The organism is Allorhizobium ampelinum S4 (assembly GCF_000016285.1).
GTDB classification, from domain to species: Bacteria; Pseudomonadota; Alphaproteobacteria; order Rhizobiales; family Rhizobiaceae; genus Allorhizobium; species Allorhizobium ampelinum.
In genome coordinates this window covers 77,705-90,198 of record NC_011981.1, presented here as the reverse complement: position 1 = coordinate 90,198, position 12,494 = coordinate 77,705, and the positions used below count along the sequence as shown (strand labels likewise).

At 54.5% G+C, this 12,494-nt stretch carries 13 protein-coding genes and 2 pseudogenes; 6 read left to right on the top strand and 9 right to left on the bottom strand.

Annotation, left to right across the window (positions count from 1 at the left end; genetic code table 11):
• Positions 1 to 24: 24 nt before the first annotated feature.
• On the bottom strand, positions 25 to 1,269 hold the full coding sequence (locus AVI_RS26130; RefSeq protein WP_015918269.1) for a PEP/pyruvate-binding domain-containing protein: 1,245 nt from the start codon (positions 1,267 to 1,269) through the stop codon (positions 25 to 27).
• Positions 1,270 to 1,486: 217 nt separating this feature from the next.
• Here AVI_RS26130 and AVI_RS30105 point away from each other — a divergent pair.
• The 6 genes and pseudogenes from AVI_RS30105 to AVI_RS30815 form a co-directional block, all read left to right on the top strand.
• A pseudogene (locus AVI_RS30105) lies at positions 1,487 to 2,193 on the top strand (IS5 family transposase); the annotation flags it as partial.
• 274 nt (positions 2,194 to 2,467) lie between these two features.
• A complete protein-coding gene (locus tag AVI_RS31625) occupies positions 2,468 to 2,734 on the top strand; it encodes a hypothetical protein (protein ID WP_197436547.1) in 267 nt (88 codons plus the stop codon).
• Positions 2,735 to 2,884: 150 nt separating this feature from the next.
• Positions 2,885 to 3,493 carry an amino acid--tRNA ligase-related protein gene (locus tag AVI_RS31620; RefSeq protein WP_049777517.1) on the top strand — a complete coding sequence of 203 codons (609 nt, stop codon included), beginning with the start codon at positions 2,885 to 2,887 and terminating at the stop codon, positions 3,491 to 3,493.
• 17 nt (positions 3,494 to 3,510) lie between these two features.
• Positions 3,511 to 4,080, top strand: coding sequence for an asparaginase (locus AVI_RS30095; protein WP_015918266.1), 570 nt, complete (start codon positions 3,511 to 3,513; stop codon positions 4,078 to 4,080).
• A gap of 4 nt (positions 4,081 to 4,084) precedes the next feature.
• A complete protein-coding gene (locus AVI_RS26105) occupies positions 4,085 to 4,684 on the top strand; it encodes a LysE family translocator (protein WP_015918265.1) in 600 nt (199 codons plus the stop codon).
• A 104-nt stretch (positions 4,685 to 4,788) separates the two neighbouring features.
• Positions 4,789 to 4,911 (top strand): annotated as a pseudogene (locus AVI_RS30815) (IS6 family transposase); the annotation flags it as partial.
• A 75-nt stretch (positions 4,912 to 4,986) separates the two neighbouring features.
• On the opposite strand, the gene AVI_RS26100 reads toward AVI_RS30815, so the two are convergent.
• From AVI_RS26100 to AVI_RS26060, 8 genes are all read right to left on the bottom strand, one after another.
• Positions 4,987 to 5,460, bottom strand: coding sequence for a DUF3237 domain-containing protein (locus tag AVI_RS26100; protein WP_049777514.1), 474 nt, complete (start codon positions 5,458 to 5,460; stop codon positions 4,987 to 4,989).
• An 84-nt stretch (positions 5,461 to 5,544) separates the two neighbouring features.
• A protein-coding gene (locus tag AVI_RS30090; protein WP_139192301.1) for an IS5-like element IS869 family transposase occupies positions 5,545 to 6,308 on the bottom strand; the annotation gives its coding sequence in 2 pieces (ribosomal slippage) (positions 5,545 to 5,993 and positions 5,993 to 6,308; 765 coding nt in all).
• Positions 6,309 to 6,398: 90 nt separating this feature from the next.
• A complete protein-coding gene (locus AVI_RS26085; RefSeq protein ID WP_015918262.1) occupies positions 6,399 to 7,856 on the bottom strand; it encodes an amidase family protein in 1,458 nt (485 codons plus the stop codon).
• Positions 7,853 to 8,812, bottom strand: a complete 960-nt coding sequence (locus AVI_RS26080; RefSeq protein ID WP_015918261.1) for a branched-chain amino acid ABC transporter permease — start codon at positions 8,810 to 8,812, stop codon at positions 7,853 to 7,855. Before AVI_RS26080 ends, AVI_RS26085 begins: the two co-directional genes overlap by 4 nt.
• A complete protein-coding gene (locus AVI_RS26075; RefSeq protein WP_015918260.1) occupies positions 8,809 to 9,678 on the bottom strand; it encodes a branched-chain amino acid ABC transporter permease in 870 nt (289 codons plus the stop codon). The genes AVI_RS26080 and AVI_RS26075 overlap by 4 nt, the downstream gene beginning before the upstream one ends.
• A complete protein-coding gene (locus tag AVI_RS26070) occupies positions 9,675 to 10,379 on the bottom strand; it encodes an ABC transporter ATP-binding protein (RefSeq protein ID WP_015918259.1) in 705 nt (234 codons plus the stop codon). Before AVI_RS26070 ends, AVI_RS26075 begins: the two co-directional genes overlap by 4 nt.
• On the bottom strand, positions 10,357 to 11,118 hold the full coding sequence (locus tag AVI_RS26065; RefSeq protein WP_015918258.1) for an ABC transporter ATP-binding protein: 762 nt from the start codon (positions 11,116 to 11,118) through the stop codon (positions 10,357 to 10,359). Before AVI_RS26065 ends, AVI_RS26070 begins: the two co-directional genes overlap by 23 nt.
• Positions 11,111 to 12,418 carry an ABC transporter substrate-binding protein gene (locus tag AVI_RS26060; protein ID WP_015918257.1) on the bottom strand — a complete coding sequence of 436 codons (1,308 nt, stop codon included), beginning with the start codon at positions 12,416 to 12,418 and terminating at the stop codon, positions 11,111 to 11,113. Before AVI_RS26060 ends, AVI_RS26065 begins: the two co-directional genes overlap by 8 nt.
• Between the last annotated feature and the right edge of the window lie 76 nt (positions 12,419 to 12,494).

Here is a 12,494-nt window from a genome sequence, read left to right as displayed (position 1 = left end):
CGGCCACGACGCCGTTAGTGAGTTTCAGGAGATCTTCCAAATACCCAGCCCACTCCGCGTCGGAAAGCGAGCCCTCCAGTGGGGCTGCGTCAAGTCCGGCGTGAACACCGTTGGCATGATCTCGAATTCAATCTTGTCGTGAAATTGCGGTGCTGCTGCCAGCGCGCGAGACGCATCTGCAACGATGTTGCTACGTATGAGCGCAGGTACCGATTTGGGCACAAATGAACTAAGGCTAGCACTCACATTAATGAAGGGTGTTCCGCCGATGAGGCGCATCAGCCCGTCGCCGCTCATGTCGGTGTACCCAAGCGGCGCACGCCCCTTGGTCCAGGCCACATCTGTAATCAGATATCGATACAGAGAGTACGTCAGGGGACGCGGCTTGATGCCGATTAACTCTGCTGGATTCCAATCCGGCATAACACCAAACAGGGCATTCGCTAGCCCGTTGCGCGCATTGAATTTGACGATATCTTTATAGCAACGTCGCACGTTCTCGATCAGATATGGGAAACCAAAGCCGACAACCTTATGCCTTGGTGATTTCATCACGATTGGGCGCACCTGGAAGATGATGACGGTCCCTGTCGCGGTAATCGCGAATTCGATATCGACAGGCTTGCCGCCCGTGATCTCAGCCAGTTCGCGAAGAGCGGGTGCCAAAGGTTGCAAGCAAGGCGGCAGATGGCTTTCGTAGCCCGTCACGCAGATCGCCATGCCCGAGTTTGATGTTCCGGCCGTAACGGCTTCGGTGTCGGCTCCGTGGGCATAGTCGACGATCGTGTAGGGCGCACCACTTTGGGCGTCCGCAGTCATGGCGACGCCGCTCAAGACAACCTCACGCGCCATGGGTTGAACAAGCACCTGCTCACCCGGTGTTGGTTTGCCATAGGACATGAATACGTCATCAATGGCGCGATCCAAATCCGCCAGGCTTTTGATGTTGAGAAGAGAAAGGAATTCCCCGGCGTGCGAGGCGACTTCGGAATCTTCGACGGCGCAGCTTGAGCGCACAATTAATGTCTGTGCCATCTCCAGGTCTGACCAAACCTTGCGTGCCGTGCGATCCCTATCTTCCTGCCAGTCCGAATATTGCACGACCGCTATCGGTAGAATCGTAAAATTCTTTGATATTTTATTGATTTTAAATAGTGTTTCACTTTTCGTCCCAAACGCGAAGGGGCCTGCGTCTTGCTTTTGCTGCCCAAAGCAACCTTTAGGAGACACGCGGTCGAAATGCTTTGAACTTCTGGCTTCGAAATTCATCTATGCAACTCTAAATAAATGCTTTGTCATAAAAATGTCACATAATATGGATCGAATCATCCTGCAAGTTGTAAACATAAAAAAATAGCCAAAAGGTGGAGTTGGTGCATGGATGAATGTTAAACGCGGTATCATAGATGCTGGGCCCGCCCGATAGCTGGTCTCCAGCACGATGCCCTTCAAACACAATGCCTCTCGCCGCTATCATATCAACTAGGTGAAGTTCAAGTTGACGAACTGGCCTGAGTACGAGGCAGGCCTTCGTCGGTGCGGAAGTCTGACGCTCTGAATGACGCCGGATGCCTTATCGTGCTGGGAGGCACCGAAGCGCAGGACGCGTGGTGGCCAGCCGCACTATTCAGATCTGGCGATCGAGACCGCTCTGACGCTGGGGTTGGTGTTCGGCCTGCGTCTGCGTCATACGGAGGACTTGGTTACCTCTGTGCTGAAGTTGATCAGCCTTGATCTCGCCGTTCCCGATCACACGATCCTGAGCCGTCGTGGCAGCAAGCCGCGCGCGCCGGATAAGAAGTACGATGATCGCATCCCTCAAAAGAGCCTGTCCGCCTCGTGATCGATAGCACAGGTTTGTAGGTCTACGGCGCGGGGCAGTGGCTGGAGGAAAAGCACGGTGCCAAATTCCGCAGGGGTTGGCGCAAACTGCACCTGGCGCTGGATGCCAACACTGGCGACATCATCGCACACGTCATGAACAATCAAGAGGTCGGCGACGGTTCGCAGGTGGGGCCGCTACTCGAGCAGATCGATATGCCGATCTGGCAGTTCACGGCTGATGGAGCCTATGACGGTGAGACGAACTACGACACCGTCCCAAGCCACAGCGCCGATGCTGCTGTGGTTATCCCGCTGCCCGCCAATGCGGTGGAACGCCAGCACGACGATCCCCCCAGTCAACGAGACCGTCCGCAATCGCATGCTGGCCTGCGCGCACTCGAAATCCGTCGGTGTAGAAAAGCTACCGCATAGCCGCATCATCGAAGACCGAAATCCAGTCACACTACGACCGATGCACCAGCGCCCGTGGCAACTCTTGCTTGTATTCTGATTTTGAGCAAAATCTATTCAATCTACGCAAGCACACCTTTTCGAGCTTTATGTTGCTTGACAACTTTAAAGATTGCATCTTATCAGGGCGTCGATTTATTTTAACAACCTATTATCGGGAGCTATCCTGCCAATGATTGAGCAAAAGAGACGGTTTACGGATAATCAGACATACCAATGGACGACCATTGTTCTATCGGCGGTTCGCTCGACAATGGACGAGCTCAATTTCAATGAAATCGTTCCTGCCATTTTGTCTAGTGAGCTTGAGCCAGGTGCTTTTCATTCCTATGCAGTTATTGGTGATCGTTTCCGCCCAGAGGTAAAAAATCTCATTTCAAGCGAATGTCGAGCATCAAGTATCGGTAACGGGCAAAGAGGCTTATTACCTGCCAGTTAGTCATAACTTTGAAAAGCAACAAGCGACTGAATATCTGGATATGGTATATTGCCTCGCACCGTGTATGCGTCTTCTGCAAGACGGTGAAGCGCAATCGCGAAAGCACTTAAATACTTTTTTCAGATCGAAGTCGAATTAAAAACTGAGTCGATGGAAGTTGTGTTCGGAATTGCCGAAAAGCTTCTGGTAGGTGTTGCAAGCCGTCTTCTTAATAAAGCAAAGTCCCTTATCGATCTGAATACAGCAGACGCTGAAAAACACATACAAGCAATGATGCTCGGCAATTATCCCCGGATAACCTTTGCTGAAGCGCTCAAGATGGTCGATGCTGACCCAACCCGCCAGACAGACCTCACCTTTGAGGAAGATCAAGCGCTTAGCAGGCTATTTGACCGTCCATTCTGGATTCACAACTACCCGAAGGGTGTACGCGATGCTGTCTACCACGAGAATGCTGAGGGCAACTATGATACCTACGATCTGATGTTGCCGTTCGGTTACGGCGAGATCTCTACGGGCGGCGTTCGTCCTAAAACTGGTGATGCAATACTGGCGCAGTCAGTCGGCAATCTTGGTGAACCAGAAGGCACTCTCACTCACGGTCACGCTGAGTGGAAACGTACCCGCAAAATTCAAACGGCTGGATTTGGTATCGGCTTTGAGCGGTTGCTTCGCTTCATTTCGGGGTCCCGCACTGTCCTAGGCTTTGTACAGCCGCACGATCATGGACCAAACCGTAAAATCTCCGGCGTCAAGTAAACAGGCTCGAAACATATATGTTTGATCGCTACACACTTGATTCAAAAGAATATCATCAAATTGATACTCTGGTTTCATCTATCAAGCATAGAGCTCTACGCGCGTGGCTTTCTGAACTCGCTGGCGATGATGGATATTGGGTAAATGATAGTTGCGGCATGCCTTGTTGGGTTGCGCCGATGCACCAGCATGCGCGGCTTTGGAATGCTCTTTCCAATTCAAATGCTAGTGCGATGGAAGCGATCAAGGAGTTGTGGACGGCAAATCCCATTTTGATTGGTGGAAGTAACCGCGTTGATACGACAATCCTTCAATTTGGCAAAGGGCGGCTGTTTGCTAAAGAAGGTGCTGATGGGCTGCTTTTCCTTCATGCCACGGGCAAAAAAGGCGAACCACCGGTCACAATCCTCGTGAAGATGTCGCAAGCAGCTCGCGACGAGCACCTTTACTTCGCCGTCATCATAGCCATCAAGCAATACGTTCCTTCCAGGGCCACTTTGATGCACGATTTTGCGAGTCACCTGCAATTCATCATTGCATCAAACGTTCTCTCTTTTGAATCCACTTTAGAACCTCGGAAAAGCTAACTCTATGACAAACCTTTGGATATACGTAGGTGCGTGCCTCGCCATCATCGCCATTCCAGGACCAGCGCTTATCTACATTCTGTCCCGAACCGTCGAAGGTGGCTTCCGCGCAGGCTTCTTATCAGCATCAGGTATCGCTGTCGGCGCATTGGCGAATGCGCTTGCGTCCGCTGTGGGGCTTTCATTGATATTCAAGACAATTCCTGCGTCGTTGACCGTCGTGAAATATTTGGGCGCAGCCTATTTGTTATTTCTTGCATATAAGGCCGTCTCCCCTGGTGCATCATCGGCAACACAAATTGACTCCGACCAGACAAAATTCTTTCGCCAAGGCGTCATCGTGTCATTGCTGAATCCCAAGGTCACACTTTTCTTTGCGGCGTTCCTCCCGACGTTTATTGATCCAAGCCAAGGTTATTTCGTGCAAACCAGCTTTCTTGCGGTTACTTTCGTTATAATCGCGTTTTTGTTTGATATTTCGTTGGTTCTGACTTCAGGATATACACGACAATACTTCTTAAGGCAATCTGGCGCAAACAACGTGCTGTTTAAGTATGCCTCGGCAATTTGCCTAGTATTCGTGGCAAGTTTTGCTATTCGCTAATTGAAGCCGAAAATACATAGCCGGGCTTGTCGCAAATTTTCGGGCTTAACCGCATGTTGACCATAGGTATGGAATTTGCCGCTCCGAAAGTTGCGGAGCGAGCCATGATTCTGAATACCATTGCCGAGAAGCTGAAGCGCCAGTCGAAAGATGATTTCAAAGGCAGGCATTTCGAGGCTTGGCTTATTGTACAGGCAGTTGCCTGGTACTTGCGTTACCCGCTTACCCAAGCCGCATTCAGGGGGCGTTCTCCGCGTTGGCCATTTTCGCAGCCTGAAGGAGAGCGTACGCCGCTGGAATCGCTAGACGACCGTGAAGGATCGGATCAAGACCTGCTTTTGGGGGCGGATGACTTCGACAGAGCCGGTAAAGATTCGCCGATTGAGCCATGCATAATCCCCATCGGGGGCATCGACGAAGATGCGGCAGCGTGAATAGCCGATAGACCCGTCCAGCTTCGGTTCCAGCAGCGCATAATTGCGAATTTCGATGGAAACATGGTCGTCCGTCAGCATGTGGTAAATCGCTTCCAGCTCCAGCATGCCGTCGGCCCGCTCTCGCTGTAAATCAAAACCACCGGGCTGAATGGTGCCGCAGAAGCGGCGGGGGCTGTCTGTCTCTGGCGCGATCACGCCCTCAAAATCTCCGCCGACAATGGGCACGATATTGCGGACTCCCAGAGGTCCGGGGCCGCGCACCTGCGTGGGTTCAAGAAGCACGCTGGCCTCCCAGACCGGCAAAAGACGCAGCTGATCGAAAGCAAAAGAAGTGTCCATAGGGATCGGCCTTTTGGTTGCAGAGATTGGAGCCCGGGTGATCATTCGTTGTGGATCATCGCCAGCATCTTTTAGGCCGTAGACTCATAACGATCTGATCCAAATTCTTGCTGCTGCCAATTTGACAGCGGCGAGAAAGTTCAATGGGTCTTTGTCGTAACGGGTTGCGATGCCTCTGAACTGTTTGAGTTTGCTGAAGAAACGCTCAACGAGATTGCGCTGTCGGTAAACCCATTGGCTGAAAGGGAAGCTTCCCTTCCGATTGCTCTTGGCAGGAATATTGGCCCATGCCTGCCTTTGCTTTGCAAATGCTCTGATCGCGTTGGTATCGTAGGCCTTGTCCGCCAGCAGGATCGCACCCTTGGAGATTGTCTGTAACAATGGTTCTGCCATGCGACCATCATGGGCTTGACCGGCTGTGAGTGCGAGACGGATCGGTCGGCCATCGGCGTCGACAACGGCGTGGATTTTGGTGGTCAAGCCGCCACGGGAACGTCCCATGCAGCCATCGTGTTGATCCCCCTTTTTCCCGTGGCCGCATGTTGATGAACACGGACACAGGAGCTGTCGATCATAACGATATCGCCGTCGAAAGCCTTGGAAATCTCGCCCAGAACATGATCCCAGACACCCGCCTTTCGCCATCGCACGAACCGGTTGTAGCAGGTTGTATATGGACCATATCGATCAGGAACGTCTGCCCAGGGTGAACCTGTCCGAAACCGCCACAAGATGCCGTTGATCACCCGCCGATCGTCAACCCGTGGCACCCCACGCGGCTTGTTGGGCAACAAGGGCTGGATGACAGTCCATTCGAAATCGGTGAGATCAAACCGGCGACGGGTCATGAGAGGCCTCCAAATCAAGGCCTCAGTGAATCAAAATCAGGCCGATTTGCAAACCCGGTTTATGAGTGTGCGGCCTAGAAGAATGAACTGTTATGATTTGCGCGGCAGGAGCGGCATTTCTGATCTGCCAAAGGCCTCATCGCACAGCTTTGCGAATGTCAGCGTGGTGCGGTCCTCCAGATAAGGGCCAATGATCTGCACGCCAGCAGGCATGCCGTTGACCGGATGGGGCAACGGGCGGACCGTGGCTGGCAGATGCAAAAGTGTGGCAATGCCGGGCCAACGCAAATTGTCGAGATAAGGCTGGCTTATGTTGCCAATCTGAATTGTTCTTTTCATCTGCGGCACAGGGCCATGGCCATCGTCGCAATCGTGGGGGAAGGCCGTGCCCATTGAAACCGGGCAAAGAAGAACGTCGAGCGTCTCAAACTGCTTGGCCCAGACCGATTGAAAGCGGGCCTGCATTTGCGCCTGTTCCACAAATTTGCGATGGCTTTCAACAACAGCGCCTGCGAGAAGTGGGCCAAATTCGCCTGTTGCCGGGTCGTTGCCAGCCTGTGTGTAGCGCGCGATTTCATCGTCATCCAGTTCACTGCCAATCGTGGCAAACAGCATCTTGATATAGGTATCGAACAGCCTATCAGCGCCACTGGGACCGCCGGGTATTTCGACGACTTTCGCGCCCTGTTTGCGCAAACTTTCGGCAAAATCCAGAATTGCCGATGCATAGACGGGATCGACAGGATTGTCATCGACCCAGACGCCAAAGCGAAAATCCGCCAATGCGCTGTGTCGCGCAGGTTTTAAAATGCGATTGCAATCGGATGACAAAATCTCGAACGCCACAGAAAGATCCTGTGCCGAGCGCGCCATCGGGCCTGCGACCAGCAAGGGGTTTTTCGCCAGATGACCGGGCGGTGGTGGCATATGCCCGCGCATGGATACAGTATCCCATGAGGATTTGTGGCCATATACGCCGCAATAATGGCTTGGAATGCGAATGGAGCCGCCAATGTCGGACCCAAGTTCAAGCGCGGTAAAGCCTGCCGCCAATGCGGCTGCCGCGCCGCCTGAGGAGCCTCCAACGGTTTTGGAGAGATCATGGGGATTGCGGGTCAATCCAAACAGCGGATTATAGGTTTGATGGTCGGCAGCCGCGAGCGGCGTATTGGTCTTGCCATAAAACACGGCACCAGCACGCCTAAGATTTGCAACAGCATCCGCATCGGTCTGCGGTCGGTAGGATGCCATGTCCGGAATGCCCGCCGTGGTCGGCAAACCCACCACGTCGAAGCAATCCTTGATGGTCATCGGCAGGCCTGCCAAAATTGGCAGGCTTTTTCCTGCAATGCGATCCGCATCGACCTGCTGCGCAACCGTGCGGGCGAGGTCTGGATTGAGCGCACAAACGGCGTTTATCTCACCATCCAGAGCGGCCTGTCGGGCAAGATAGGCATCCAGAAGCTCCACAGCGCCGATCTGTTTAGCGGCAAGGGCAAGACTGGCCTCCGATGCCGTCCATTTTGTGGGATCGTTCGACGCATTCATGCGGATTTCCTTTCAATGCTCATTCGTCTGAAGAGAGAGTGCAGCGCAGGCCAAAGGCCACGCGGTGCATAAACAAGGGTGACAATCACAATCAGCCCCATGACAATCCAATAGATGCTGCCGGAGAAGCCGAAACTGGTGAGAAACTCGCGCAAGCCGATGAAAATCACCGTGCCAATCACAGGCCCTGTGAGAGTTCCAATTCCGCCGACCACGGCAATGAACATCATTCCGATCACCCAGTTGATCTGAAAGGCATCCGTGGGTGTCAGATAAAGAACATTGGCGTAGTAAAGGCTGCCCGCCCAGGCACAGCCCGCCGCCGAGATGGCAAACAGGGCCAGATGGAGTTTTTGCACATTCACGCCAGCGGCCTGTGCCGCATCCTCGTTATCGCGCACCGCCAGAATGGCAAGGCCTGTCGGTCTGGCCAGCACCCAGCGCATGGCCAGCGTGAAGCCCACGCAGCTAAACAGCGCAATGGCAAAGACATATTGCTCAAGCGGCAGGTCAAGATTGCCCCCGTCGGGGCGCAGTGTCATGCCCCCCGTTCCGCCCAGCGCACTAAATTTGCTGAACAGGATGACAAGAATTTCGGCCACAACCCAGATCGCCACCGAGAAATAGGCGTTGCGCAGCCGAAAGAGCAGCAGGCCTAAAGGCAGGGCCATCAGCCCTACAGCAAGGGCGGCCACCGGCAAGGCAGCGCCCACTGGCAAAACGCCAAAATTGGCCAAGGCGAAAAACAGATAGGCTCCAAGCCCGACAAACGCCTGATGACCCATCGAGACCATGCCGCCATATCCGGCAAGGAGGTTCCACATCTGCGCCATGAACAGCAAAAGCAGGGCCTCAGAGAGCAGATAGAGCAATCCGGGATCGATATATCCGCTGGCGAAAAAAGCGACCGAACCGATAACGGCAACCAGAGCCATGCTCTGAACAAGCAGTTTCATGAGAGTTTCCCCCGGAAAGCACGCAGACCAAGACCTGCAAGAAACGTCAGGTGGACATAAAGCAGGCCCGCGTTGCCATCGAAACGGGCGGTAACAACCTGTGCAGTTCCAAGCACAAGACCGGCGATCAGCGCTCCACGAATAGACCCGACCCCGCCGAGCACCACCACCTCGAAGGCCACGATCAAACGTTCAACCCCGGAATAGGGCGAGATTGACGCCCGCATCGCCAGCAACATCCCCGCCAACGCGGCCAGCGCGGCGGCAAGGGCCGCGACTTTGATGTGGAGTGTTCGCACCCGAACCCCCATCAACCTTGCAATGTCGGGCCGATCCGATGTGGCGCGCACCGCGCGTCCAAAGGCCGTCATGTTGACCAGAACATGCAGTACCGCAAAGGCCGCCAGAGCGAAGGCAAAGGTCATCAAGGGCAAAACGCCCACGGAAACCGTACCGATCTGGAGGCGGGCATGGCTGAGACCGCCCACATCAAGTCCCCGCAGGTCCGCGCCGAAAAGCTCGACCATCACATTGCGTGCAACAATGCCCAGTCCGAAGGTGACAAGCATAGTCACCATGGGATCGCGCGTTGTCATGGCCCGCTCGACAACAAGCGCCTGAAGGCCCGCCCCCACCAGTGCTGTGCCAGCCATCGCCAGCACCAGAATGAGCGGAAAAGGCATATTGGGCACCATGGACAAGCAAAAGGCTGCGATAAAACCACCACAGGTAATCAACTCGCCATGAACGAGATTAACCACCTTCAGCACGCCAAAGTTCAAGGCAAGGCCAGCACCCACGAGGCCATAGAGACCACCCAGCGTCAAACCCTGTATTAACAATTCCAGCATATCCGACAGGGTCATTGGGCCGCTCCGAAATAGGCATCTCTCAGCGTATGGGCGGTCACACCCGCTGCCGGGCTAATATGGCTCACGCGGCCTTTCAGCATGCAGACCACCCGGTCTGCGCGTGAACACACGCGCGCAATGTCCTGATCGACAATCAACAAGGACACGCCGGAGGCGCGAATGGATGCGAGAGCCGCATACACATCCTCAGTCACTTTGGGAGACAGGCCGAGGGAGATTTCATCGCAGAGCAAAAGGCGCGGATTGGATGCGAGGGCACGGCCGATGGCCACCATCTGCTGTTGCCCTCCCGAAAGATGACCCGGATTTTGCCGCCGTCGCTCATGCAGGATCGGGAAGAGTGCGTAGATCTCATCCAGACTCCAGCGGCCTTGGCGGCCGGTTTGTCCGATCTTGAGATTTTCCTCTATGGTCAGAGAGTTGAACAACAGGCGGCCTTCAGGAACAAGGGCAATGCCCCGTGCCGTGGTGCTTTCCACCTGCCCCGGCTTGATCACTGTGCCATCCAGCGAAATTCCGCCCTCCCAACGATCAACAAGGCCGCACAGCGCCTTGAGAAGGGTTGATTTTCCGGCACCATTGGCCCCGACAAGTGCAAGGGTTTCTCCCTCATCCATGGCAAAACTGACCCCCGCCAGCGCAGGAATGTCGCCATAGCGCACAACCAGATCGTCAAACGTCAAAAGTGGTGCCATCGGGAACCCCCATGTAGATCTGATGCAATTTCGGATCCTGCCAGACGGTGTGGAATGGACCATCGAGCAGCTTGGCCCCGGCATCCATCAGGATGAGGCGCTCGCAGACATCTCGAAGGGCATAGGGAATATGCTCAACCCAAACCGTCGCACGACCCGGCTTTAACCGCTCGACCAGCTTCACGATTTCGAGAATTTCTGGCTCCGTCAGTCCGGCTGCCACTTCATCGAGTAACAACACGCGCGGACGTGCGGCCACGGCCTTTGCCAGTTCCAGCCGTTTTCGATCCAGAAGGCCAAGGGTGCGGGTTTCGCGCCGCGCTTTATCGCCAAGCCCACACTGGCTCAGAACATCCGCTGTCCAGTCTGCCGCTTCCTTTTCACGGATTCCAGCCCCATACAGCGCCGCAACCCGAACATTGTCGAACACCAGCAGGCGATCAAACGTCTGGGGAATCTGGCTTGCCTTGGCAATCCCGCTGCGAACCCTTTTGAATTGCGCAAACGGGGTTACGTTGGCACCATCCAGCGTGAGTGTTCCGGAATCCGGCCTGAGACTGCCCGAAAGCAGGCCCAGCAGAGTGCTTTTTCCCGCACCATTCGGCCCAATGAGGCCGACACATTCTCCGCTCAACAAATCAAATGTCACCTGACGAGTGACATGGAGGGCTTGAAAGCTCTTGTTCAGATTGTCGATGCGCAGAATGACATTGTCCTGAGCCTCAGACGACCTATGCATTTTGAAGGCGCCGGAGGTGTGCTGTGACTGGAATTTCCGGGGCCAGAGCATTGTAAACAATATCCAGATCAAACGGAAATTTCGCTGCCGCATCAAAGCGCCATTGCCCGGCCGCCATCGGCATATCGGCAATACTTTTCTTGGTCGTGGTTTTGAAGTTCACCCGGCCCGCCATGGTTTCAATGTCCAGATTGGCAATGGAGGTGCGCACAGCATTGGCATCACGCGGATCGGTCGATTGTTTCAAGGCCGCAAAACCCACCTCCCACAGCGCATGGATATAGCCAAGTGGCTGCAACCACTGTTTGCCCGATTCATTTTGCCATTGATTGGCAAGATCACGGGCACCAATGCCGGTCAGCGAGGATTTATAGGGATAGCTCGGCGTCCAGAAGACATCCGTTGTCATGCCGTCGCCGGATTTGCCCAGCGCTTCCATCGTGCTTGAAAAGGCAAAAGCCGCAGCAAACGTACAGACTTTGGGCGTCAATCCCGCCTGCCGGACCTGATTCCAGAAGGTGACGAAATGTTGCTGGAACATATACCCTGCCAGCACGTCGCAGTTTCCATCCTTGAAGCGGGCAATCTGGTTGGAAAAATCGGTTGTTCCAAGCTGAAAGGCCCCGGCGGCAACTTCGGTCATGCCCGCCTGTTTCATCTGGGCGGGCAGGCCGTGGGCAGGGTCCATCAGGGCACGGCCCACGGCATGATCGAGATAGATCGTGCCGACACGGCCATTGGTTCCGGCCGCGTTCCACATGCCCACATAGTTTTGCAAGATGGATGCAGAGGACGGAAAGAAGTGAAAGGTGTAGGGAAAACCTTTTTCGGGTGTGCTTCCCCGTGCCGCATACAGCCCCTCCCACGGCATCATGGTGGAAATCACCGGCACGCGCCGCGTATCGGCCAATTCACCGATTGCCAAGGCACCATCACCATCCGCCACAAGCACAAGATTGCAACGCTCGCGCAAAACCAGTTCGCTGGCAACGCTTGCGGAACGATTGACGTCTGACTGATTGTCACGAATGACAAATTCGACCTCATAGGTCTTGCCGCCGACATCAAGGCCTTTGGCCACCAGCGCCTTCATCTGGTTGATGGTCCACAGATCGGCAACGCTGAATTCTGCCCGCAGGCCAGACAGACAACCGATATAGCCAATCTTGATTTTACCCGATGAGGCCCGCACGACATGGGGGCTCATGAGCGTACCAAGGGCGAGAGCGCCCGCGCCTTTGACAATCGTGCGACGGCTGATGGTGCGCGACAGCCGGTCCGCGCTTGTTAAGCTTTTCATTGTCGTTCCCACTCGGTTGAGTTTATTTTTTATGGATTATTATGTTTCCACTGTAAACATAATGAGCAGCAAACAA

Bases quoted from the DNA above. Each gene is read 5' to 3' on its own strand.
- AVI_RS26130 (WP_015918269.1), bottom strand. From the start codon at position 1,269: ATGAATTTCGAAGCCAGAAGTTCAAAGCATTTCGACCGCGTGTCTCCT.
- AVI_RS31625 (WP_197436547.1), top strand. From the start codon at position 2,468: ATGATTGAGCAAAAGAGACGGTTTACGGATAATCAGACATACCAATGG.
- AVI_RS31620 (WP_049777517.1), top strand. From the start codon at position 2,885: ATGGAAGTTGTGTTCGGAATTGCCGAAAAGCTTCTGGTAGGTGTTGCA.
- AVI_RS30095 (WP_015918266.1), top strand. From the start codon at position 3,511: ATGTTTGATCGCTACACACTTGATTCAAAAGAATATCATCAAATTGAT.
- AVI_RS26105 (WP_015918265.1), top strand. From the start codon at position 4,085: ATGACAAACCTTTGGATATACGTAGGTGCGTGCCTCGCCATCATCGCC.
- AVI_RS26100 (WP_049777514.1), bottom strand. From the start codon at position 5,460: ATGGACACTTCTTTTGCTTTCGATCAGCTGCGTCTTTTGCCGGTCTGG.
- AVI_RS26085 (WP_015918262.1), bottom strand. From the start codon at position 7,856: ATGAATGCGTCGAACGATCCCACAAAATGGACGGCATCGGAGGCCAGT.
- AVI_RS26080 (WP_015918261.1), bottom strand. From the start codon at position 8,812: ATGAAACTGCTTGTTCAGAGCATGGCTCTGGTTGCCGTTATCGGTTCG.
- AVI_RS26075 (WP_015918260.1), bottom strand. From the start codon at position 9,678: ATGACCCTGTCGGATATGCTGGAATTGTTAATACAGGGTTTGACGCTG.
- AVI_RS26070 (WP_015918259.1), bottom strand. From the start codon at position 10,379: ATGGCACCACTTTTGACGTTTGACGATCTGGTTGTGCGCTATGGCGAC.
- AVI_RS26065 (WP_015918258.1), bottom strand. From the start codon at position 11,118: ATGCATAGGTCGTCTGAGGCTCAGGACAATGTCATTCTGCGCATCGAC.
- AVI_RS26060 (WP_015918257.1), bottom strand. From the start codon at position 12,418: ATGAAAAGCTTAACAAGCGCGGACCGGCTGTCGCGCACCATCAGCCGT.